This is a genomic window from Aeromonas sp. S8(2024) (assembly GCF_041403085.1).
In the GTDB taxonomy this organism is placed as follows: Bacteria; Pseudomonadota; Gammaproteobacteria; order Enterobacterales; family Aeromonadaceae; genus Aeromonas; species Aeromonas dhakensis.
On record NZ_JBGLRF010000003.1, the window covers coordinates 521,820 to 544,275 of the forward strand.

At 64.0% G+C, this 22,456-nt stretch carries 10 protein-coding genes; 3 read left to right on the plus strand and 7 right to left on the minus strand.

The genetic code is table 11. The features are described from left to right. Nucleotides 1-108: 108 nt before the first annotated feature. The 5 genes from arsC to ACB031_RS11305 form a co-directional block, all read right to left on the minus strand. On the minus strand, nt 109-534 hold the full coding sequence (gene arsC / locus ACB031_RS11285; RefSeq protein WP_337079320.1) for a glutaredoxin-dependent arsenate reductase: 426 nt from the start codon (nt 532-534) through the stop codon (nt 109-111). A 63-nt stretch (nt 535-597) separates the two neighbouring features. Further along, nucleotides 598-1,662 carry an ACR3 family arsenite efflux transporter gene (arsB, locus tag ACB031_RS11290; protein WP_337079321.1) on the minus strand — a complete coding sequence of 355 codons (1,065 nt, stop codon included), beginning with the start codon at nt 1,660-1,662 and terminating at the stop codon, nt 598-600. Nucleotides 1,663-1,746: 84 nt separating this feature from the next. After that, entirely contained in the window at nt 1,747-3,510 is a 1,764-nt protein-coding gene (gene arsA, locus ACB031_RS11295; protein ID WP_371139560.1) for an arsenical pump-driving ATPase, read from the minus strand. Between the two features lie 39 nt (nt 3,511-3,549). After that, the gene (arsD, locus tag ACB031_RS11300) at nt 3,550-3,918 is read right to left on the minus strand and encodes an arsenite efflux transporter metallochaperone ArsD (RefSeq protein ID WP_005298749.1); all 369 of its coding nucleotides are present in this window, start codon (nt 3,916-3,918) and stop codon (nt 3,550-3,552) included. A 4-nt stretch (nt 3,919-3,922) separates the two neighbouring features. Further along, a complete protein-coding gene (locus tag ACB031_RS11305; protein ID WP_005298747.1) occupies nt 3,923-4,291 on the minus strand; it encodes a helix-turn-helix transcriptional regulator in 369 nt (122 codons plus the stop codon). A gap of 193 nt (nt 4,292-4,484) precedes the next feature. On the opposite strand from ACB031_RS11305, the gene ACB031_RS11310 reads away from it, so the two are divergent. Next, nucleotides 4,485-4,793 carry a DUF134 domain-containing protein gene (locus ACB031_RS11310; protein WP_024942928.1) on the plus strand — a complete coding sequence of 103 codons (309 nt, stop codon included), beginning with the start codon at nt 4,485-4,487 and terminating at the stop codon, nt 4,791-4,793. After that, nucleotides 4,790-5,311 (plus strand): NifB/NifX family molybdenum-iron cluster-binding protein, encoded by a 522-nt coding sequence (locus ACB031_RS11315; RefSeq protein WP_371139561.1) that lies wholly within the window; start codon nt 4,790-4,792, stop codon nt 5,309-5,311. Before ACB031_RS11310 ends, ACB031_RS11315 begins: the two co-directional genes overlap by 4 nt. A gap of 213 nt (nt 5,312-5,524) precedes the next feature. On the opposite strand, the gene ACB031_RS11320 is transcribed toward ACB031_RS11315, so the two are convergent. Beyond that, on the minus strand, nt 5,525-6,616 hold the full coding sequence (locus tag ACB031_RS11320; protein ID WP_371139562.1) for an HD domain-containing phosphohydrolase: 1,092 nt from the start codon (nt 6,614-6,616) through the stop codon (nt 5,525-5,527). A gap of 270 nt (nt 6,617-6,886) precedes the next feature. On the opposite strand from ACB031_RS11320, the gene rimO reads away from it, so the two are divergent. Further along, complete coding sequence (gene rimO / locus ACB031_RS11325) at nt 6,887-8,215, plus strand: 30S ribosomal protein S12 methylthiotransferase RimO (protein WP_085735300.1); 1,329 nt, start codon at nt 6,887-6,889, stop codon at nt 8,213-8,215. 147 nt (nt 8,216-8,362) lie between these two features. Here rimO and rtxA read toward each other — a convergent pair whose 3' ends face one another. Continuing rightward, complete coding sequence (gene rtxA, locus ACB031_RS11330) at nt 8,363-22,444, minus strand: MARTX multifunctional-autoprocessing repeats-in-toxin holotoxin RtxA (RefSeq protein ID WP_371139563.1); 14,082 nt, start codon at nt 22,442-22,444, stop codon at nt 8,363-8,365. Between the last annotated feature and the right edge of the window lie 12 nt (nt 22,445-22,456).

Genomic DNA, 22,456 nt, shown 5'->3' on the forward strand with positions numbered 1-22,456 from the left:
TTTCCCCCGCTGTGATGAGTCGAGGGTCACAGTAGCAGATCCGGCGCCCACCCGGTAAGTGCATCTGCACCGTCCGGGTAAGCCGGTGACGCTCGGCCCCGCTCCCTGTCAACGCAGCCGCTTGCCGTGCTCGTCCACCACCTGCTCGCCATCTTCCTTGGCGAAGGCCCCTTTTTGCTGATCGGGCAATATATCGAGCACCAACTCCGAGGGGCGGCACAGTCTGGTGCCAAGGGGGGTGACCACGATGGGACGGTTGATGAGGATGGGGTGGGCCAGCATGGCGTCGATCAGTGCGTCATCGCTGAAGCGATCTTCCGCCAGCCCGAGCGCCTCATAGGGAGGCACGTTCTTGCGCAGCAGCTCGCGCACCGGCATCCCCATGGCGGCGATCAGCGCCACCAGCTCATCGCGTAAGGGGGGCGTCTCCAGATAGTGGATGACGGTCGGCTCGACGCCGCTGTTGCGAATAAGCTCGAGGGTGTTACGGGAGGTGCCGCACTCTGGATTGTGATAGATGGTGATTGCACTCATTGGCATGTCTCTCATGGCTTAAGTGAATAAAAACATTGGATAAAAAGGGTTAGCGGCCATCTGTTAACGGCTTAGCCCCGCTTCGTACCAGGGTTTGCTGGCGTTGACGATGCGCACCACCAGCAGCATGACCGGCACCTCGATCAGCACCCCGACCACGGTGGCGAGCGCTGCGCCGGAGTGAAAGCCGAACAGGCTGATAGCAGCGGCCACCGCCAGCTCGAAGAAGTTGGAGGCACCGATGAGGGCGGAGGGACAGGCCACCGAGTGCTTCTCCCCCACCTTGCGGTTGAGCCAGTAGGCCAATCCTGAGTTGAACAGCACCTGGATCAGGATCGGCACCGCCAACAGGGCGATAACCAGCGGCTGCTCGATAATGGCGTTGCCCTGAAAGGCGAACAGCAGCACCAGGGTGAGCAACAGGGCCGCCACCGACCAGGGCTGGATGCGGGTCATGACGCTGTCAAAATGGGCCTGCCCCTTTTGCAACAAGGCCTTGCGCAGCAGTTGGGCGATGATGACTGGAATGACGATATAGAGCACCACAGAGGTGAGCAGGGTATCCCAGGGCACCATGATGCTGGAGACCCCGAGCAGCAGGGCCACCAACGGGGCGAAGGCAAACACCATGATGAGATCGTTCACCGCCACCTGCGACAGGGTGAAGTAGGGATCGCCGTTGGTGAGGCGGCTCCAGACAAACACCATGGCGGTGCAGGGGGCGGCCGCCAGCAGGATCAGCCCCGCCACATAGCTGTCGAGCTGATCCGCCGGCAACCAGTCGGCAAACAGCACCCGGATGAAGAGCCAGCCGAGGAAGGCCATGGAGAAGGGCTTGACCAGCCAGTTGATAAAGAGGGTGACCCCAATCCCCTTGAGGTGCCCCTTCACCTGATGCAGGGCGCCGAAGTCTATCTTGAGCAGCATGGGGATGATCATCACCCAAATGAGCAGCCCCACCGGCAGGTTGACCTTGGCCACCTCCATGGCGCCGATGGCCTTGAAGAGATCCGGCAAGCCCTGGCCCAGACCAATTCCCACCAGAATGCAGAGGGCTACCCAGGCGGTGAGGTAACGTTCAAAAAAGCCGATGGCAGGCACTGCCTTGGCATCACAGGTTGCAGACATAACAGCTCCCGATGCGGTCATCCCGCATCTCTTTCGTTAACGACAAATGTTCATCAGCCCCGACCACGCGGCCGGGGCCCTTGTTCAGTGATGCTGACAGAGGCGGCGCAGGGCGTCCGCCCCCACCGGCTCCTCGGCCAAGAGCGGCACCACGGCAAAGCGGCTGGCGTGCTGCCGTTCGACCGCCTCGATATGGGGCTGTTGCCCCTCGGCCCGCCGCAGCAACAGAGGGGATCTCACCTCGCTCTGCTGCAAGCTGTGGTTGATGAGCCAGGCCCAGGGCTCAATGCCGGCGCGGCGCAGATCGGCCTGCAGATTGGCCGCCTCCTGCACCGGGGTGGGCTCGGGCAGGGTGACGATCAGCACCTTGGTCTGTTTGGGGTCCTGCAACTGCATCATGGGAGTAGTGAAGTGCAGCCCCTTGCCCCCCATCTGGCGGGCAATCTCCCTGTGGTAGGCGCCGGTGGCATCGAGCAGCAGCAGGGTGTGGCCGGTGGGGGCGGTATCCATCACCACGAAGCGCTTGCCCGCCTCGCGGGTGATGCGTGAGAAGGCCTGAAACACGGCGATCTCCTCGGTACAGGGGGAGCGCAAGTCCTCCTCCAGCAGCGCCCGCCCCTGCTCGTCCAGTGCCGCCCCCTTGCTGGCCAGCACCTGGGCGCGGTAGCGCTCGGTCTCGGCGCGGGGGTCGATGCGGCTCACCTCGAGATGGGGCAGGCTGCCTGCCAGCGTCTCGCCGAGGTGCGCGGCCGGATCCGAGGTGGTGAGGTGAACCGGCAGGCCGCGGCTTGCCAGCTCCACCGCCACGGCCGCCGCCAGGGTGGTTTTACCCACCCCGCCCTTGCCCATCAGCATGATGAGGCCGTGACCGTCGGCGGCCAGCTCGTCCACCAGCGAACTCAACTCGGGCTGGGCTGGCAGATGGGCTGACGTTGCCAGTGGCGCCTGCCCACCAGCATCCTGTGGTTGCAGCAGCTGGCGCAAACTGTCGAGCCCCACCAGATTGGTGGCCAGCAGCGGCACCTGATCCCAGGCCAGCCCCTTTATTCCCTGCGGCATGTCGGCGAGGGCCTGCTGCTCACGCCGCCAGATGGCCTGCGCCAGCGTGTCACCGGCGATAGCGTCCTCGGGGAAGAGGCCATTGATCACCAGCTGCTGGTTTGCCAGGCCGATGGCGGCCAGCTCCTCATGGGTGCGGGCCACTTCCCGCAGGGTGGAGTGCTGGGCGCGCGCCACCAGCACCAGCCGGGTGCGAGCGTCGTCGGCCAGCGCCGCGACGGCCTCGGCATACTGGTTGCGCTGTTTCTCCAGCCCCGCCAGCGGGCCCAGGCAGGAAGCATCCCCCTTGCCCTGCGTCAGAAATTCGCTCCAGGCCCCCGGCAGTTGCAGCAGGCGGATGGTGTGGCCGGTGGGGGCGGTGTCGAAGAGGATATGGTCATACTCCGAGCGCAGCGCCGGGTCGGTGAGCAGGGCGGTGAACTCGTCAAAGGCGGCGATCTCGGTGGTGCAGGCGCCGGAGAGCTGCTCCTCGATGCTGCGCACCACGCGCTCGGGCAACTTGCCGCGCACCGGGCCGACGATCCGCTCCCGATAGGCTTTGGCCGCCGCCGGGGGATCTATCTCCAGCGCCGACAAACCGGGCACAGCGGCGATGGCGGTGATGCGATTGCCGATGTCGGTGGCAAACACCTGCCCCACGTTGGAGGCGGGATCCGTGCTCACCAGCAGCACCCGTTTGCCGGCATCGCAGAGGGCCACCGCGCTGGCGCAGGCCAGCGAGGTCTTGCCCACCCCGCCCTTGCCGGTGAAGAAGAGAAACGGCGGCGGATTGGTCAGAAAGTGATACATAGCCTCTCCCGTTACGACATGGTTTGGAATATCAATGTCTTAGCAGCAACCACTGCCAGGACGGCAGGCCGCTTTCACTATGCCCTTGATGGTGGCCTGCGGCGCGGGCAGTCCGGCATAGCGGGCCAGCTCGCCACGGCTCGGATAACGTCCGGTCAGCACCACCTGACCCTCCACCAGCACCAGCGGCAGCCCCTCCTCCCCGGCGTGGGTGAGAAAGGCGCTGACCGCAGGTGTTTCGGCAAACTGCAGCGGCTGCTGGGCCAGATTGAAACGCTCGATGGCAACGCCCTGCTCCCTGGCCCAGGCCAGATCGGCGGCGAAGGTGACCAGCGCCTGATCGACCTCGGTGCCGCAGACGCCGCTGGCGCAGCAGAGGGCGGGGTCGAAAATCTGAATGACTGACATGGCATTACTCCTTGTGGCAGCAGGGCTGCGCAGGCAGCACATGGGGTGAGCAAGTAGACTCGGCGCGCATCATGCCGCACGCCTCCGGATGGCCGGCGCAGCACTCCTCGGTGAGATAGCCGATAAGATCCAGCATCAAGGGGATATTGGCGCGGTAGCGCAGGAAGCGCCCCTCCTGCTCCACCGACAAGAGGCCGGCATTGAGCATCGCCTTGAGATGAAACGACAGGGTGTTGGGGGCGATGTCGAGCTCGCCGGCCAGCTCGCCCGCGACCCGCCCATCCAGCCCCGCCTTGACCAGCAGCCGCCACACATCGAGCCTGATCCCGGATGCCAGCGATTCAAAGACCTTGGTGGCCGTCTCTTTGTTCATGTTTGTCTCTCGTTGGATGCACCTTTATTTCAACTATACAAGAATCATTGAAATGATCAAGTTGCCACCAATTCTGCTCGTAAAGCCGCAACCTCCCCTCTCAACAAGATCATGCCTTTCAATTACATTTTTCTTTAATTTGCATATGCTATTTATGCGGCGTATATGTGGCATATGCAAATTAGGAGTCGTTATGCCGAGACCAAAAATAGCCCGTCGTATCTGCGGGCGCCCCGCCAACAGCTGCTTCAAGCCCAATGGTGTCCCCATGCATGAACTGGAGCAGGTGGCCCTCGCCGCCGATGAGTTTGAGGCGCTGCGCCTGGTAGATCTGGAGGGCATGCAGCAACAGGAGGCCGCCCGACTCATGGGCGTTTCTCGCCAGACCTTGGCCAATACCCTCAAGCGCGCCCGCTACAAGGTGGTGGAATGCCTGAGCTTAGGTAAGGCCCTGTTGATGCAAACCGACGTCCCGCAACCCGGTGGAGAAACCGCGCAATGAACCAGAACGTGAATACAGCAGCCGTGCCAGGCAACCATGCCATCCTGTTGAGCCGGGGCCAGCCATCCGCCCACGTCAGCCGGGCTGAGCAGCTGCAGATTGTCAGTCCAGCCGGCGAGGTGCTCGCGACCATGTCCAACCCGGCCAACGGCGAGGGTTGCCGTGGCAAACAGGCCCTGCTGGCGACGCTACAGGCCCATGCCGTCACTCAGGTGCTGGTGCGAAACATCGGTGAGCACATGCTGGGCCGACTGCTCGATGCCGGGATATCGGTATGGCAGTACCGCTCGGCGCACCTTGATCTGTCTGCTGCCCACTTTCAGCCGCTGACCGACGCCAGCCAGGGCAGTCCGTCACGCCGCAAGGCCAGCAAGGCCGGGGGTCTTATCAAGGGGATCCGGCCATCCTGCAACGGCCGCAAGGGGGAACAGATCGGTAGGGAAAGTGGTTGTCACCAGGCGGAGCAGTGCGGCTGCAATCATCAACAGGGGGACAAATCATGTCACACCTGCTGCTGAGCATGCTGGCCTCCTTCGCATTGATCCTGGCCATGAGCGCCCTGCTCTGGTGGCGCCAAACCCGGCTAGCGGCAGAGCGCCAGGGCACTAGCGACCGGCCTTGTGGCTGCGCAAGCGCTTGCTCCGAGCATCTCTATCAAATTGCAGAGCCCGCCCCCAGGCATTCACCCCGGTAGGCAAGCCGACCCTAGCACCGAGAGCGTGAACGAGAGGTCAGGTTATGGCCGGATCCCGATACTGCTGATGGATGGCGCGAAACGCCTCCTTGCTGCGCAGCGCCGCCGCGACGCAAACGGGGTCGAACTGGCTGCCTGCATGGGTCTTGAGGTACTCGAAGGCCGTTTCGAACGGCCAGGCCTGCTTGTAGGGACGCTCGCTGGTGAGCGCGTCGAACACATCCGCCACCGTGACGATGCGGGCCTCCAGCGGGATCGCCTGCCCTGCCAGCCCCTCCGGGTAACCCTGGCCGTCGAAACGTTCATGATGGTAGGCAATGATGTTCTTGAGCATGTCGGTGTGATGGATGCCGTCCAGACCAAACTCCTTGATCATCAGGGCGATCATCTCTCGTCCCTTGAGCGGGTGGATCTTCATCACCGCGTACTCCTCCGAGGTCAGCTTGCCCGGTTTGAGCAGGATGGCGTCCGGCACCGCAATCTTGCCGATGTCGTGCAGCTCGGAGAAGAGATGGATGAACTCCACCTCCTCGTCGTTGAGGGGGTAATGAGCCGCCACCTCGCAGGCGATGAGCCGCGAATAGGCCGACATGCGGTGCAGATGGTTGGCGGTCTCCTCGTCCCGGTAGCGGCTGAACTCCCGCGCCGTGGTCAGCGCCCCGTTCAGGGTCTGGATGGAGAAGAACTCAACGGCAATGATGGCTGCCAGGATCTGGGCATAAGCCGCCAGTTCACCGCGAATGGCCGCATCGAAATAGCCTGGCTCCCTGGCATCGCAAAACAGAAAACCAAACAGCCGGCTGTTGAACAGCAGCGGCTCGGTGTAGCTCGACTCATAACCGGCCGCCAGCAGCTTGCGGCTGTGCTCGGCGGGGGACCCTTGCAGCGAGCCCAGGGTATCGAGCACCCTGGGTTGCTGGCGCTCGGCCAGATAGCGCAGGGAGGGCACCTCGCTCAGCTTCACCTCGTACTGCAACAGCGGCGAGCCCCCCTCCGTGCTGTGGGCAAAGGTCTTGAGCTTGTCCGTCTGCTGGTCGTAGATGGCGACCGCAACCCGGCTCAACTTGTCAAACCGCTGCCTGAGCGTGGCGTGCACGTTCTGCACTTTTTCGCCAAATGAACTCTCCATCCCGCACGTCCTTCTGCTATTCCTGCAGGGAGTATAGTGACCCCTGTTTTCACTCTCCTGCCAAATTGACTCAAGCGTCAGCAACAAACATCAGGGCCCCGCTGACCGGCCGGCAAGGCCTGTTGCCACCATGGTTTTCTCCTTTGACGGCCCATTGTGGCCCGGGCAAAGAGATTGTTCGCTTCCGACGTGCCGGCTGTATAGTTTTTGGTTAGCCATTCCGGTAAAATCCGCGCCCTAAAACTAGAGCCACCTAAGAGTGATTGAGCGATGTCCAACACAAAACAGGCCCCCAAAGTAGGATTCGTCTCCTTGGGTTGCCCCAAAAACCTGGTCGATTCCGAGCGCATCCTGACCCAGCTGCGTACCGAAGGGTACGACGTGGTGCCCAGCTATGACGATGCGGAGCTGGTGGTGGTCAACACCTGCGGCTTCATCGACAGCGCGGTGCAGGAGTCGCTGGAAGCCATCGGCGAGGCCCTGGCCGAAAACGGCAAAGTAATCGTCACCGGTTGCCTCGGCGCCAAAGAGAACCAGATCCGCGAGATCCACCCCAAGGTGCTCGAGATCACCGGCCCCCACGCCTATGAAGAGGTGCTCGGCCACGTCCACAAATACGTGGAGAAGCCGACCCACAACCCCTTCACCAGCCTGGTGCCGGCCCAGGGTGTCAAGCTGACCCCCCGTCACTACGCCTATCTGAAGATTTCCGAAGGCTGCAACCACCGCTGCACCTTCTGCATCATCCCCTCCATGCGCGGGGATCTGGTGAGCCGCCCCATCGGCGAGGTACTGGCCGAGGCCAAGCGCCTGAAAGAGGCCGGCGTGAAGGAGATCCTGGTGATCTCCCAGGACACCTCCGCCTACGGCGTCGACGTCAAGCACCGTACCGGCTTCTACGACGGCATGCCGGTCAAGACCAGCATGGTGGCCCTGTGCGAAGAGCTGGCCAAGCTCGGCATGTGGGTGCGCCTGCACTACGTTTACCCCTACCCGCACGTGGATGACGTCATCCCGCTGATGCGCGACGGCAAGGTACTGCCTTACCTCGACATCCCGCTGCAGCACGCCAGCCCGCGCATCCTGAAACTGATGAAGCGCCCCGGCACCGTCGAGCGCACCCTGGAGCGGATCCAGAAGTGGCGCGAGATCTGCCCCGAGATCACCCTGCGCTCCACCTTCATCGTCGGCTTCCCCGGCGAGACCGAAGAAGAGTTCCAGATGCTGCTGGACTTCATCGACAAGGCGGAACTGGATCGGGTCGGCTGCTTCAAGTACAGCCCGGTCGAGGGCGCCAAGGCCAACGAGCTGCCGGATCCGGTACCGGAAGAAGTGCAGGAAGAGCGCTTCCAGCGCTTCATGGAGCTGCAGCAGCAGGTCTCCATCCGCAAGCTGGCCCGCAAGGTCGGCAAGGAGATGCTGGTGCTGATCGACGAGGTGGACGAAGAGGGAGCCACCGGCCGCTCCGCCGCCGATGCCCCCGAGATCGACGGTCTGGTCTACCTGAACGGTGAAACCGGCCTCAAGCCCGGCGACATGGTCAAGGTTCGCATCGACGAAGCGGACGAGTACGACCTGTGGGCCAGTCTCATCGACTGATCCCCGATAAGCACCAATAAAAAGCCAGTCAGCTCCTGACTGGCTTTTTTGTTGGTGCCTGCGCCGCCCCCGTTTCGAGTGTGACAGGCATAAAAAAACCTGCTCCGAAGAGCAGGTTTTTACCTTACGGGAGGGAAGTCAGGTTGCTCAGGCAACCCGCCCATTGCCCTGGATCACATCACCCCAGGCCGACTGCACCAGGCTGTTGGCCTGGCTGTCGAGCCGGTTGAGCAGGCCCATGTCGCCCGCTTCGGGGGCGAAGCTGCTCATGGCCTGGATCAGGTTGTCCACCGCCTGATGGGAGAGCGCGCTGTAGCTGCGCTCGCCGTCAGCCTGCTGCTCGCCAAGCCCGATCACCAGCTGGGCCCGGTTGTCGGCGAAGTAGTTGCTGAAGGTGGCACTGCCCAGCTGCTCGAACTTGCCCTGCTCGCTGGTGCCATCGGCACGACGGTTGACCAGCAGTTGCAGATCGTAGCCACTGCGCTTGAACCAGAGATCCCGCCAGCTGACATCGTTGAAGACGATGAAGTCCTCCTTGCCGATGTCCTGTACCAGGTTCTCTATCACGGCGCCACTGAACACGAAGCTGTCGACGCCGGTACCACCGCTGAACTGGTTCTGGTAACCGCCCAGCACCAGCAAATCATCGCCAGCACCGCCATCGAGCTGGCTGAACTTGGCGACCTGGTCGGCGATCAAGCGATCCCGGCCGTCACCGCCCCGGATGGTGGCGTGATAGCCCATCAGCTTGACCTGGTTGTTGCCATGCTCGGCCAGCAAGCGGTTGTGATTGCCAAACACCATGGCAAAGTCGTCGCCCTCGCCGAGCCGGATCTGGTTGTGATGACCTATGGTCACCGTGAAGTCCTGATCCGCGCCGGCATCGATCTGGTTGTAGTTGCCGGAGGTCACCAGATAATCCTGGCCTGCGCCCCCTTCCACTATGCCCTCTTCACCGAAGATGAAGGCCTGATCGTTGCCCTCGCCCATGAAGGCGCGGTTGACACGGCCGGCCAGCACGGCGACGTCGTCACCCTGCCCGCCGAACATCATGTTCTCCCGTCCCATCATGATCCCGGTGTCCTGACCGGCGCCGCCGGTGAAGATGTTGGAGGTGCCGGTGGCGTAGAAGACATCATCCCCGCGACCACCCCAGAAGTTGTTGTTGTCGCCGAGGTAGGCCCCCAGATCCTTGCCGTCCCCCCCCCAGTTGAAGTTGTAGTTGCCAAGGGAGACATGCATGTCGCCATCTCCCTGCAGATGGCCGCTGTTGCGCAGGAAGTCGAAGGTCTGCTCCTTCATGTTGAGCAGATCGGCCGTCAGGTTCTGCTTGAGGTTCTTGGCCAGCGCCACCACCTCCGCCTGCTTGTCCCGGTTGAACAGGGTGGCAAACAGGTTGGGCAGGCTCAGGGCGTTGAAGCCGAAGGCCCGCTCCTCGGTGGCGGCTGGCAGCGCCGCCGGCTTGGCCTCGTTCCCCTGCTGCACCGTCACGGTCCCGGACTTGGCCTCTTCGGGCGCCTCGTCCTGCAGGCCGTGGGTACGGGCAAAGCTGCTGAGGGCATCTTCCCCCAGATCCAGCCCGGCCTTGAGCTGATCGAGCCATTTGGCCGGATCTGTCAGGCTCTTGAGCTGATCGCCACCAAACTCGGCGATGACCCCCAGCATCTCCTGCAACAGGGCCGGCGCATCGATGGCCGCCCCATCACGGGCCACCAGCTGGCCACGGGCGTTGTAATCCACGCCGAAGATGTCCGCCAGCGTGGTATCGGCCCCCACCCCAGCCAGACGACCCAGCAACCGGTTCTGCAGCTGGCGCGGCAGATCGGTCGGGGTGAAAGTAAAGGTGGTCTTGGCCTGCCCGCTGGCGGTGAACTCCTGGGTCATCAACCCGAACAGGGAGCCCAGGTTGGTGTCCAGGATCGCCTGGATGTTGTCACCGAACACGAAGTTCCAGTTGCCCGTGGTGACCTGGATATCGGCCCCCTGACCGGCAACGGCAAAGTTGAAGACCAGCTTCTCGTTGGCCTGGCGCAACTTGCCCGCCCGGTCCAGAGGGCCCTGCGCACTCTGGCCACCGCCGGAAATGCGCTTGTTGAACTCCTTGTTGAGGGTCGCTTCCAGGTCGCTCTTGAGCCCGCGACTGCTGCGCTCGTTGCCGCTGTCCAGGGTGGTGAGCGAGCCGTATTCGACGCTGCTGGTCTGATCCAGACCGGCCATGTCGGCCACGAACTTGTTGGCGCCGGCCAGGGTCCACTGATCCCACTGGCTGGCAACCCAATCCGGTTTGGCACCGTCACCGGCGATCTGCTGCAGGGCACCGGCAATGCGGGCGGCCCCGTCAAACGGATTGACCAGCGGCGGAGTGGGGATGGATTTCTCCAGCATCACGATGAGATCGTTGCTGCGCCCCAGGTTGAAGCTGACGTTGCGTTGCCCAACGAACAGCTGGGCCCCTTCCAGCGCCCGGTAGCCGGCGATGTCGATGCTGTGTTTGCTGTCGCCATCCCCGATATGCACCATGACGTTGTTGTCGCCGAAGGCCAGCGACTTCATGCCGCCCGTGCCTACCTTGACCCCCAGGTTGGTGGTCCCCCAGTTGAGGGCGGTGAACTCGCCATCCCCCACGTTGACCTGAACGTTGCCGGAGTAGCTGACCGCACTGCTGGTCTGGCTCGATGCCGTCTCCGGCTGGCGCTGTTTCTCGGGTGCGACGAAGGTCTCGTCGTTGTCGGCGATGGCGCCCCGGGCACGGCTTTCGCCCTCGCTCTGGCCCACTTTCGCCAGGTCGATGTCCCCTTCAGCCACGCCGCCGCGCACCCGCTCGTTGTACACCACGGGTTCGCCGGCTTCGTTGAGGGTCAGCACCACCTTGTTGGCGGCAACCTTGCGGGCCCAGACATCCGCCTCACCACGGGTGTGCTTGCGACCCCCCTGGTCCACCGCCACCTCGCTGCTGCGAGCCGACACCTGGGTACGGATCCCCTCGTTATCCAGCGCCTGGATGAAGCGACGGGCAAAGCCGGCCTGCAGGTCGTCGCTCACCAGGGAGCAACCCACCAGGCTGACGTGACTCGGTTTGGTGGCCACGCCGGCCTCTTGTTGCAGACGATCGCCCAGGCGGCGCAGGCGCCCGGCCAGCTCGTCGGCACTGTAGCCACTGAGGCGGCTGTTGTTCTGTCCATCCTCATCGCGGCCATGGCCGACCACCTGCCAGCGGATATTGCCGGCCAACTGAGCCGGATCGCCATAAACCACCCGATAGTTGCCATCTGCATCCAGCTGCACCACCACGCTGTGGTCGGGGTGTTTGCCGGCCAGGCTGGCCGCGGCCTTTGCGGCCACAGGATCATCTTCGGTCTGGATGATGATCTGGCTGGTGAAGCGGGTCTCGCCCCCCTGGTTGCCCGGCGTCACCTCAGGTTGCTGCCACTGGTTGACCCGCTGGTTGCGAACCGGCTGGTCTTCGCCATCCAGCGCCGCTACCGGCGTCCACTTCCTGCCGACATCGGCGTACTCGACCCGCTGACTGACATCGTCCGCCTGCAGGTGGAAGCGATTGTCCGCATCCACCTTCAGGGCCGGCAGCCCCAGGCGATGGGTGATGCCGGGTACGAAGCCTTCGATCCCCTTGTGGGACCCCAGGTGGGCACTGCCGTAGATGGCGACGAACTTCTCGCCGGCCGGCAACTTGCCCAATACCTCGACGGCGACGTTGTTGGCCGCCCCGGCCCGGTACATCAGGCCGTGTTCGGTGCCGGCGATGGCGGGTCTGGCGGTGCTGCCATCGTCCAGCGCCACGATCCGCATTCCCCGCTCCCGGGCCCGCTCGAACAGGGAGGGCTCCAGGTGCTTGTTCTTGAGCATGCTCGTCAGCTCGGGAGACATCTCTCCCCCCGCCAGATAACGGTCGATCAGCGGCTGAGCCAGCTCACTGCGCAGGTGTTCCAGAGCGATGACAGTCACCCCCTGGGTCTTGAGCGCATCCATCTGCTCGTTGACGAACCGCAGACCGTTGACGTCGCTACCGTGGGTTTCGCCGATCAGCAGACCGTTGCGGTTATCCAGCAGGCGCGATAGCTGTCCGGCCAGCGTGCTCTCCCCGTCCAGCTGGTTGTTCAGCGTCCGCAGGGCATCGCCACCATAGCGGGCATCCCAGGCCGCCACATCGGTCTGCTTGCTGCTGTGATAGATGTTCTCGATCTGCGCGATGCGGCGGGACTCCAGCTCGCCGAGGTAACGGCGGTCACCGAACTTGTCCAGCATGATCAGCTCGGCGGAGAGCTCAGATCCGGGGGCTGCCTGCTTGGCGGCCTCCTTGATGAAGTAGACCGCCATCTGGGCGGACTGCTCCCCCGTCATGTCCTGCAGCTCCTGGTAGGAGTAACCCAGATGCAGCACCTTGCGGGTGTCGTCCAGCACGGCCCGGTTTAGCAACCCTTTCCCCTGTGCCTCGGTCAGCCACTTCTTCAGATCACCATGCTGTTCGCCCAGCGCGATGTGGAAGCGGGCATCAAACGGCAGATCCGCCGGCACGACCCCCTGGTACCCAGCCTTGGCCGCCAGATAGGGGTCTTGCGCCGCCCAGCGCAGCACCATCTGGGTGAGACCCGGATGCTGGCCCTGCGCCTCTTCGGCGGCCTTGCCGATGACAATGGCAGCCAGGTCCGGGCGGGTCTTGGCCAGCGCCGTCACCTCGGCCTGCAACGAGGCCAGCTCGCCGCGATAGAGATTGCCGTGAAGCTGACTCTGCAGCTTGCTCAGCGCCGGGTTTCTGCCGGAACCTTCGTGCTTGACCAGGTAGTCGTCGATCAGATTGTTCAACCGCAATGCGGCTTCTACTTTGGCCTGTCCGCTGGCACCGTGCAGCGTGGCGAGCTGATCCAGGATCTGCTGATAAGACTCGCCAATGGGCTTGGCAAAGACCTGGGCAGCTTTTTTCAACTCATCCGGGCTGTAGACGTCGGCAAACAGCCTGGCTGTGCGCTCCGTCACCCCCGTTTTGCCCGGCAGCTCCGCCATCGGACTCTCGTCAAATACCGGCAACTGCAGGATCTCCTGCAGGGTGACCTTGTTGGCCAGATCCTTGGATGGCTTGAAGCGGGCGAGCTCGGCGCCGTTCATCTCGCTGACCCTGAAGAACAGCGGCTTGCCATCCGGCCCCGGCTTGAGGTGGTAGCCGTTGGCCATGTCCAGCCCCTCTTTGCCGAAGAAGCGGGTCATGTAACGACTGAACTTCTCGGCGGAGGAGAATTCGACGATGCCGGCATTGGGATCGTAGAAGCCGTAGATCCGGCCAGACTCTCCCTGCTTGGCCCAGGCCGCCATGGCGTGGCCCGGCGCATCCAGCTCCAGCAACACGGGGGCATCGCTGCCCTTGACGGTCAGCTTGGTGAGCACGGTGTCGAGGGAGATGGCGTTCTTGCCCTCCCACTTCTCCTTGACGATGTCGTACTTGATACTGCGCAGGCTGTCGTAGTTGTAGGCGGCCGGCGTGTTGGTGTGGATCTCCGCCAGGCTGCCCACCAGCTTGCGGGCGTTGTCCAGCTCGGTAGCCGAGTAGCGATCCGGGTTGTTGATGACCGCAGCTGCGGAGTAGAGCTTCTCCATCATGCGCCGCGCCAGATCGGGTTGCCCCTCGCTCTCCAGCTGCTTGGCGACCAGCACCAGCTTGGAGAGGGGATCGCAGCGCCCGCCGAAGCCGTCATCCGCCAGATTGAGCAGCAACAGCTGGGGAGCCAGATGTTCTCTGGCATATGGATCCGCGCCACCTTGCGAGGCCACGTCGCGGAACAGACGGTTGGACTGCTCAATCCTGGGTTTGATGGTGCTCTTGAGCGCCCGGTTTTCGATCTCCCAAGCCAGCGCCCCCTGCTGCTGTGGCGTCAGGGTCGGCTGGACGAACAGGTCCACCAGCTGGGTCATGCTCATCTCTGACTGGAAGCCCTCGACCACCTTGCCGGCCAGCCCTTGCTGATATCCGGCCAGGAAGGCCTTGGTGGTACGGATGTCTCTGGTCGCCCCGTTGCTGCCCACCTGCGGGGTGAGCGCCTCCTGGTAGCGCTTGAGATCGCGTCTGATGGCCTCGATGCCCTTGAGCGGCGCCTCAATGTCTGCAGTCGGCGGCGTGCGGTTGAACAAGTCACCCACGATCTGCTCGGCGTACTGGCCCATCAGGCGGTTGCTGGCCAGATGGCCATAGAAGGTCTGCTCACCGCTGACCTGATAACCGGCCACGGCCAGCTTGGCCCGCAGTTTTTCCCCTTCGCTGCCAAGCCCTTCGTTGTCGGTCAGCAGCATGATGGGCGTGCTCTTGGGCAGGCCGTCGAGGTTTTTCTCCACCGAGAAACGACCGTTGATCGCCTTGGCGATCGCCCCCACCAGACCGCCCGGGTTGGGCAGCTCATGGGCCTTGATCGCCTTGCTCATGCTGGGCATGGGGCGATCGAGCAGCAGCCCGCCCACCGGCTTGCCCTGCTCTGCGGCATAACGGGCCAGATCGGCGGCGATGGGGCCGCCCATGGAGTAGCCATGGATCAGGATCTTGCCAGGGGCCACCCCACGCTCTTCCACCAGATAGCGGAACATGGTGCGGGCATCCTGGTAGACCCCCTGCTCGCTGGGACCGCCATCGCTGGCCCCATAGCCGCGCAGGTTGACCGCCAGCATGTCGATGCCCTGCTTCTGGTAGTGGCTGCGAACCGCATCGGCCTGCTCCTCGGCAGAGGAACCCGAACCGTGCAGGAACAGCACCACCTCGGGCTTGCCATCCTGCGACGTCCCTGGCCGCTCGGCCCCCTTGTGCAGGTAACCGGACAGACGGCCGGCATCCCCTTGCAGGGTCACCTGCTCGGCCTCGCCCTTGCTCACCGCATGGTCGAGCAGTTGGCGGGTGATGTCGCCCACCTGGCGCCGCTCATCGCGGGTGCCGTAGAGGTTGTCGTTGAGGAAGCGGGTCAGCGGATTGAGTGGCTGTTTGTCCAGCGGGGCCGTATCGGCATCCGCCGCGCCCGGGCTCTGGTCTCCCGGCTTGTGGCCACCCAGAGCCTGCAGTCCGTTTGCATCCTCCGCTTGATGCTCGGCGGTGAGCTGACTCCATGCCTCGGCATGGTTGGCCATCACCCACTCGGCCTTGTGGTTGGCAGAGGCCACCTTCTTGGCATTCTTGACCGGCGGCAGCCCCTGGCTCTCCCGATAGGCCTGATACCAGCTGTCGAAGTCCGCGCTCTGCTCGACCAGGTTGTTGACCGCCGCCACTATGGTGCGGCGACTGACCGGGTCGAACTGGTCGAGGGTCTTCACCTCCACCCTGGCGGTCGATTCCGACTTCGGCACAAACTGGCTCAGCTCGTTCGGCACCTGACGGAACTCGAATAGGATGGCCGGTTCCGGGTGCTTGCCATCCCCCGTGGTCGCATTGTTGATGCCATGCCCGGCCACCTCGCCACCAAACTTGAAGTAGTCATAGATGTTCTGTGCCAGCGCCGGTGAATAGGCCGACTTGAGGGTCGCCAGGATCTGCTCGGACACCAGCTTGCGGTCATGGGCACTGAGCAGCGCCAACATGGCCACCGGCTTGGTTCTCGGCAGAATTTCCCAGGCATTCTTGACCTTGGGATCGGTCAACCCCTGCGCGTTGGGCGTGATCCCCTCGGCCAGCGGATCCCAGTCATTGATGTGAATGCCGTATTCCCGGGCCAGATCGGCCGTCTTGCCGTAAATGGAGGTGAGGTAGGCAAACACATTCTGTGCGGTGGTCGCATCCTCCCACTGCACGTTGGCCGTGTTGGACAGCAACAGCTCCTTCAGCTCGGGGTGATACCAGGGGGCGGACTCCAGCAGCCGGATCTCCTGGGACGAGCCGGTACCAAACGCCTTGGCACTGACCGCCACGGTCGCCTGCTGGCCGCTCGGCGTCATGCCGATGGTCTGCCCCTGACCGTCACGGGCGGCGCCATTGCCGGCGGCGATCACGTGGTTGGCATTGGAGATGACCAGGGTGAAGCGGCCATCCTCGCTCACGAGATCGGACAGTCTGGTGTGATTGGTCTGGCTGATGTGCTGGGTGAACTCTCTGGCAAGCCAGAGCATGGCCTCCTTGCGCGCTTCCACCGCCTGCTGATCCTGCATCTCGCTTGGATAGGTCACCAGCTCGATGGTATGGGTCTGCCACTGGTTGATCCCTTTGACATCGCTTATGCCGGCGGGATTGGTGTACCCCCCCTGGTTCATGTCCTTGGTCAGCATGAACAGCGGATTGCCTGCAGCGTCGTGCACGTAGCCAAACTTCTGTGCCGAGTTCTTCGGCAACGCCACCACCAGCCCAGTCAGCTCGTTCTCGATGCCGATGGAGGAGCCGTTGAAGTGACTGCTGAACTCAGGCACGGCCTTGCTGCCCGTGCGGGGGCCATGCAGGCCGGTGAGATCCACGGCCGCCGTGGCCAGTACCTCATGCTGCTGCACCGGCTTGGTCGCCGTGGCTGTCGCGTGCGCCTCCTCCTGCACCAGGCTCGGTGTTGGGGTCGGCGTTGGAGTCGGGGCCACCGGCGGTGTCGCCGGTTGACGGATCCCGGCATTGATCTGCAGGCGGTTGACCGCCGCCAGCGCCCCGTCGAGGGCGGACTGCTCCTGTTCGCTCAGCCCGGTGGCAGTGTCGATGGCCGAGGGTTGGACCTCATCAGGAGCCGACACGGTGCCGACGGCAGGCACATCCAGCTCGCCAGCCTGCGGCAGGGGCTTTGCGGTGGCCGAGGGCTGGCCGGGCTGGGCACCCTGGCGGTTCGGCTTGTCGCCGCTTTGCTTGAGGCTCGCCGCATTCTGTTTGGCCTGGTTGGCCTGCAAACCGGCCTGGCTGGCCGCCTGCTCGCCGGCGAGCTGCGCCTGGCTGGCACTCGCTTCGCCCTGCTGCTGTCGCGATGCGGCCTCCCCCTGGCGAGCCAGCGCGTCGAGGCGGCGCTGTTCGGCCTGGGCGGCCCGCTGCTGGCCAGCCGCCTCGGCGTCACCTTGCAGCTGTTCGCTGCGCTGCTGACCCGTCTTGGACTTGGCCAGTGCGCTATCGACCTGTTGATGCTGCGCCTCATGGCGGAGCCTGGCATCTTCGATCGCCGTGCCGGCCGTGCTGCCGGCATCGTCCAGATCTTCCTGAACCGTGCTCAGCAGGTGGTCGGCAAAGCCGGTGCGCCAGTGCTGGCCGGACGGCTCGCTCGCCGCGTCAGGGGTTCTGACCTGGTCAAACTGGCGGGCCAGCGTATCGAGCTGCGCCGTCATGTCGCGGGCTTCCGCCTCGATGGCGGCACGCTGCTGCTGGCCATTCTCCGCCAGCTTCTGCTGGTCGGTAGCCTCCAGCTGGGACTGGCTCCCGGCGATGGCGGCCAGCTGCTGCGCCTTCTCCTGCTCGAGCCGCTGTTTGTCGGCATCGGCACTCGTCTGATCGCCTCTCGCCCGGGCGGCGTTGTCGTCTTGTGCCAGCTGGGCGCTGACCTGGCCTATCTCGGCCTTGCCGGCGGCGGTGGCCACCACGTTGTCGAGCAGGTAGCCAAGGCCGTTGTTCTCACCGGTGCCGCGGAACGCCAAGGTATTGGCCCCCTCTCTGGCCGTCAGCGTCAGCGCCTTGCTCTGCCAGCTGCTGGCGTCCCCTTCGCTGGCAAACACCCGCTCGCCATTCCACAGCACCTCGATGCCGTGTTGCAGGGAAATATTGGCCCGACGGGCAAAATCAAATGTCAGGTTGACGGTCTCGCCCGCCTTGAGGCCGGCAAGATCCTGGGAAATCTGGGTATTGCGGTCAGTCGACAGTTCGCTGACCCGGGCACCGTGCCCGTCGGTCGCCAGCCCGTAAGTGGCGGCGGAAAAATCGGCCTCGATGCCGGCGCCGGCATGTTGCCAGCCGTGCGCCCCCTGTTCGAAATCGCCGTTGACGATGAGGTTCTCGCCCCCTCGGGCCAGCCCCTGCTCATCGAGCTGCAGCGCCTTGTCCATTGCTTGCTCGTCGCGCTCGCCGGCCTGGCTCACCTTGCCGGTCAGACTGCCGGCCAGGGAGGATTTCACCTCGCCAATCTCGTCCAGACCAAAGCCGCTCAGTCCCTGCTCCTCGCCCAGGCTGGCCGCTTGCGGGGTCTTGATCGGGCCATGTTCATCGCCCTGCACCAGATAGTTGATGGCCTGGTTGCCCGCGCTGCCGAGCAGGGTCTGCTTGATGTTGTCAAACAGGGTGCCGAGCTTGTTGCTGCTGGTATTGCTGCTGGCAACAGCCAGGCTGTAGAAGTCGCCGTTGCCGATCTTGATGGCCACGTTGTGGCGGGCATAGGCGGCCGTGATGTCCAGCCCGTCGCCGATCTGGACATTGGCATTGCCCTTGCCCTTCATGACAGCAACGTTGAGGCCGTTCCCCACCTTGGTGTTGAGGTTGTAGTCACCCCAGGCCAGGTTGACTGTGGTGCCGTCACCTACCTTGACGTTGTTGTTGAACTTGCCGTAGGCGGCCGTCACGCTCAGACCGTCCCCGACCGTGGTGGTCTGATTGACCTCCCCCTTGGCGAGGGTGACCTGGATGCCGTCCCCCACCCGGGTGACGATGTTGGCCTTGCCAAGCAGCGCCTGATAGCCTTCGCCATCCCCGACCTGGGTCACTATGTTCGCATCGCCCTTGGCCAGCACGACCTGACGACCATCCCCCACCTTGGTGATGACGTTGGCCTTGCCCCAGGCGCCGGTGTAGCCATCGCCGTTGCCGACCTGGGTGACCAGGTTGGCCTCCCCTTGCAGTACGGCCACTTCACGGCCATCCCCCACCTTGGTCAGCACGTTGGCGCGGCCCTTGGCGAAGCTGTAGCGATCGCCGTTGCCGACCTGGGTCAGCAGGTTGACGTCGCCCCAGGCGCCCTGCACCACCAGCCCGTCACCCACCTTGGTGATGAGGTTGGCGCGCCCCTTGGCCAGGCCTATGGTGCTGCCGGCCCCGACGTGGGTCATCACGTTGCCCACTTCGGAGATGAGCAGGCCCACCGTGGTGCCGTCACCTATCTTGGTCAGCAGGTTGCCCTTGCCCCACAGCACGCCGGCGGTGGTGCCATTGCCCACATGGGTCAGCACGTTGGCATCGGCCTTGGCGATGGCGCCGAGGAAGTCATCCCCCACCTTGGTGATGATGTTGGCCTTGCCCAGCGCCAGCACGCCGGTCAGACCGCTGCCGACATGGGTCACTATGTTGGCCTTGCCGAACAGGGCTGCCAGCGTGGTGCCGTTGCCCACCTTGGTCATCACGTTCAGCTCGCCGGCAAACAGCCCCAGGCTGGTGCCGTTGCCGATGTGGCTGTAGACGTTGGCCTTGCCGATCATCAGCGCGGCCGTCAGGCCATCGCCTACCTTGGTGAACAGGTTGGCCTGCCCCAGCATGGCGGCGAAGGTCTCGCCAGCACCGACGTGGGTGAAGACGTTGGCATTGCCCACCATGGCGGCCAGCGTCATGCCGTTGCCCACCTTGGTCGCCAGGTTGCCCTGGGCCAGCATCAGTGCCACGGTCAGGCCGTCACCGATATGGGTGAAGACGTTGGCCTTGGCCACCATCAACGCCAGTGCATTGCCATCGCCCACCTTGGTGAAGACGTTGGCCACCCCGCCCATCAGGGCCCAGGCATCGCCTTGGCCTATCTGGGTAAACAGGTTGCCGGCGCCGATCATGGCGGCAATCGCCGTGCCGTCGCCCACCTTGGTAAACAGGTTGCCGGCGGCCCCCATCACACCCAGGGTGTCGCCGTTGCCGACATGGGTCAGCACGTTGGCGCCCCCCAGCATCACCGCGGAGAGATCGCCATCACCGACCCGGGTCAGCACGTTGGCAGCCCCCAGCAGCAGCGCCTGGGTATCCCCCTGACCAATCTGGGTCAGCACGTTGGCGCCGCCCCCCAGAATGGCCTGTACTTTGCCGTTGCCCTTCTTGGTCAGCACGTTGGCGCCCCCCAGCAGCACGGCGCGGGTATCGGCAGCCTCGTCCCCCTGGGTGACGTGAGTCAACACGTTGGCCCCGCCCAGCAGTCCGGCCGTCAGCTGGCCCGCGCCGAACTTGGTCAGCACGTTGGCACCGCCCACCGACAGGGTATCGAGCCGGCCGTTGCCGACCTGGGTCAGCAGGTTGAAACCGCCCCCCGCCAGCCACAGCCCCTGGCCATCGCCCAGCTGGGTATGGGTGTTGTAACCGCCCAGCATGACCACCTGGCTGTCGCCACGGCCCTGCTGCACCGAGATGTTGCCATAGGCCAGCAGACGGGCCAGGTACTCGCCATCCCCGCTGCGCACCAGCACGTTGGCCGCACCGGCGGCATAGACATCCATCCGGCCCTGGGCCCCCTGGTGGACCAGCACGTTGGCAAGGCCCGCCCCACGGAACACCAGGTCGCCACGCTGACCGCGCTTGATCAGCACGTTGGCCGCACCGGCACCGTTGAAGTGGATATTGCCCTCGGTCACGTCGGATTCGATGACGTTGCCGCCACCGGCGCCGTCAAAGAAGATGTCACCCTTGCTCTTGCCGCCACTTTGCTGACGGGGCAGCAGCAGCTGGCTGGAGAACTCGCGGGTGGCCGGCAGTCGATCCGACACGGCCGTGACGGTGTCGAGCTGGTAGCGCACCTCGCTCAGGGAGTAGCCCCCCGTTCCCATGGCGGTGAAGCCGGTACGCTCGGAGATGACCTGATCGGCCAATCCCGCCAGGTGGTTGCCCTCCTTGTACCAGGCCTTGGCGAGGTACTTGAGCGCCCCGGTCTCCCGATCATTGGCCAGCTCTACCACCACTATCTTGGTGTAGGGACCAAGCTGTTTGGCAAACACATAGGTATTGGCCTGCGCCCGGGATTTCACCGCGTTCACGTCGACCTTGGTGCCATCCTGATAAACGGCGTAGCCGCTCATCTTGGCGCTGGAGAGCGTCACGTCGGCCGCCGCCACGTTCACGCCGCCACCGTAGTTGATCCAGCTGTTTTCGGTCAGATCCGCCTCTACCGCCTCCAGCTTGATGCGCTGGCGCCGCTCGAACACCAGATCGCTCAGCCGATAGGCGCCGTCGGTTTGCGTCGAGATGAAGCCGTTGTGCTCGTCGATCTGACGACCGGCCAGCCCGTCAAGCTGGTTCCCCTCCTTGTACCAGGAGGTGGCGTGATAGCGCAGGGCACCACTCGCGCCATCGTTGGAGAGCTCTACCCGGTTGATCTTGGTGTACATGCCATCGAAGAAGGCAAACAGGTAGGTATTGGGTTGCAGGCTGGACTTGATGGCCGTGACGGCCTGGGACTGGTTGATCCAGCTGCCGCCCATGGTGGCGGTAGTCAGCGCGATCTCGTCGGCACGGGCGCCGGCGAAGGGGGAGCTATCGCTGTCCGAGCCCTTGCGGGAGAGATGGTTGTAACCCCCCGCCCCCTTGAAGTGGATGTTGCCCTCGGCCACGTCCGACAGCAGCCGGTTGTAACCGCCGGCCCCGTTGAAGTGGATGTCGCCGCGGGTCTGCAGGTACTCGTCCTGCTCGTTGCGCAGCCGGGAGAGCTCGTTCCAGCCGCCGGCCCCGTTGAAGCTGATATCCCCCTCGCGCCCCTTGCGGAACACCTTGTTGTAGGCACCGGCCCCGTTCAGGGTGATGTTGCCGGATTCCACCAGGGAGCTGATGATGTTGGCCGCACCGGCCCCCGAGAAGTGGATGTTGCCCTGCGAGCCCTGATACTGGCTGTGCCAGGTGCGGTCCAGCTTGTTGGCCGCCCCGGCGCCGCTGTAGCTCAGATCGCCGCGGTCGGTCTGGTGCCAGAGCTTGTTGTAGCCGCCGGCCCCCTCGAAGCTGACGTTGCCGCTGATCCCCTTGCGGGTCAGGAAGTTGGCCAGCGCCGCCCCCTGATAGCGGATGTCGCCGTCGCGCCCCTGGTGATCGATGTTGGTCGCCCCGCTGGCACCGGCAAAGTGAACGTTGCCGGACTGGGACTTGCTGATGTCGGCGTAACCCGCCGCCCCCTTGACGGTCAGGTTGCCGGAGTCGTCAACCACCTTTAGATAGGCGGCACCGCCATAGACGCTGTCGTTGCCCGTACCGGTATAGATGGTCGCACCGATGGATCCGACCCGGATGGTGTCGTCACCACCATAGGCACGGATGACGCCACCGAAGCCATAGGCATCGATATCATTGTTTCCGTCATCTGCCGTGTAATTACCGGTAAAGAAGTACTCAATACTTCTCCATACACTCTTTCCCATGTATTAACTCAT

Bases quoted from the DNA above. Each gene is read 5' to 3' on its own strand.
- arsC (WP_337079320.1), bottom strand. From the start codon at position 534: ATGAGTGCAATCACCATCTATCACAATCCAGAGTGCGGCACCTCCCGT.
- arsB (WP_337079321.1), bottom strand. From the start codon at position 1,662: ATGTCTGCAACCTGTGATGCCAAGGCAGTGCCTGCCATCGGCTTTTTT.
- arsA (WP_371139560.1), bottom strand. From the start codon at position 3,510: ATGTATCACTTTCTGACCAATCCGCCGCCGTTTCTCTTCTTCACCGGC.
- arsD (WP_005298749.1), bottom strand. From the start codon at position 3,918: ATGTCAGTCATTCAGATTTTCGACCCCGCCCTCTGCTGCGCCAGCGGC.
- ACB031_RS11305 (WP_005298747.1), bottom strand. From the start codon at position 4,291: ATGAACAAAGAGACGGCCACCAAGGTCTTTGAATCGCTGGCATCCGGG.
- ACB031_RS11310 (WP_024942928.1), top strand. From the start codon at position 4,485: ATGCCGAGACCAAAAATAGCCCGTCGTATCTGCGGGCGCCCCGCCAAC.
- ACB031_RS11315 (WP_371139561.1), top strand. From the start codon at position 4,790: ATGAACCAGAACGTGAATACAGCAGCCGTGCCAGGCAACCATGCCATC.
- ACB031_RS11320 (WP_371139562.1), bottom strand. From the start codon at position 6,616: ATGGAGAGTTCATTTGGCGAAAAAGTGCAGAACGTGCACGCCACGCTC.
- rimO (WP_085735300.1), top strand. From the start codon at position 6,887: ATGTCCAACACAAAACAGGCCCCCAAAGTAGGATTCGTCTCCTTGGGT.
- rtxA (WP_371139563.1), bottom strand. From the start codon at position 22,444: ATGGGAAAGAGTGTATGGAGAAGTATTGAGTACTTCTTTACCGGTAAT.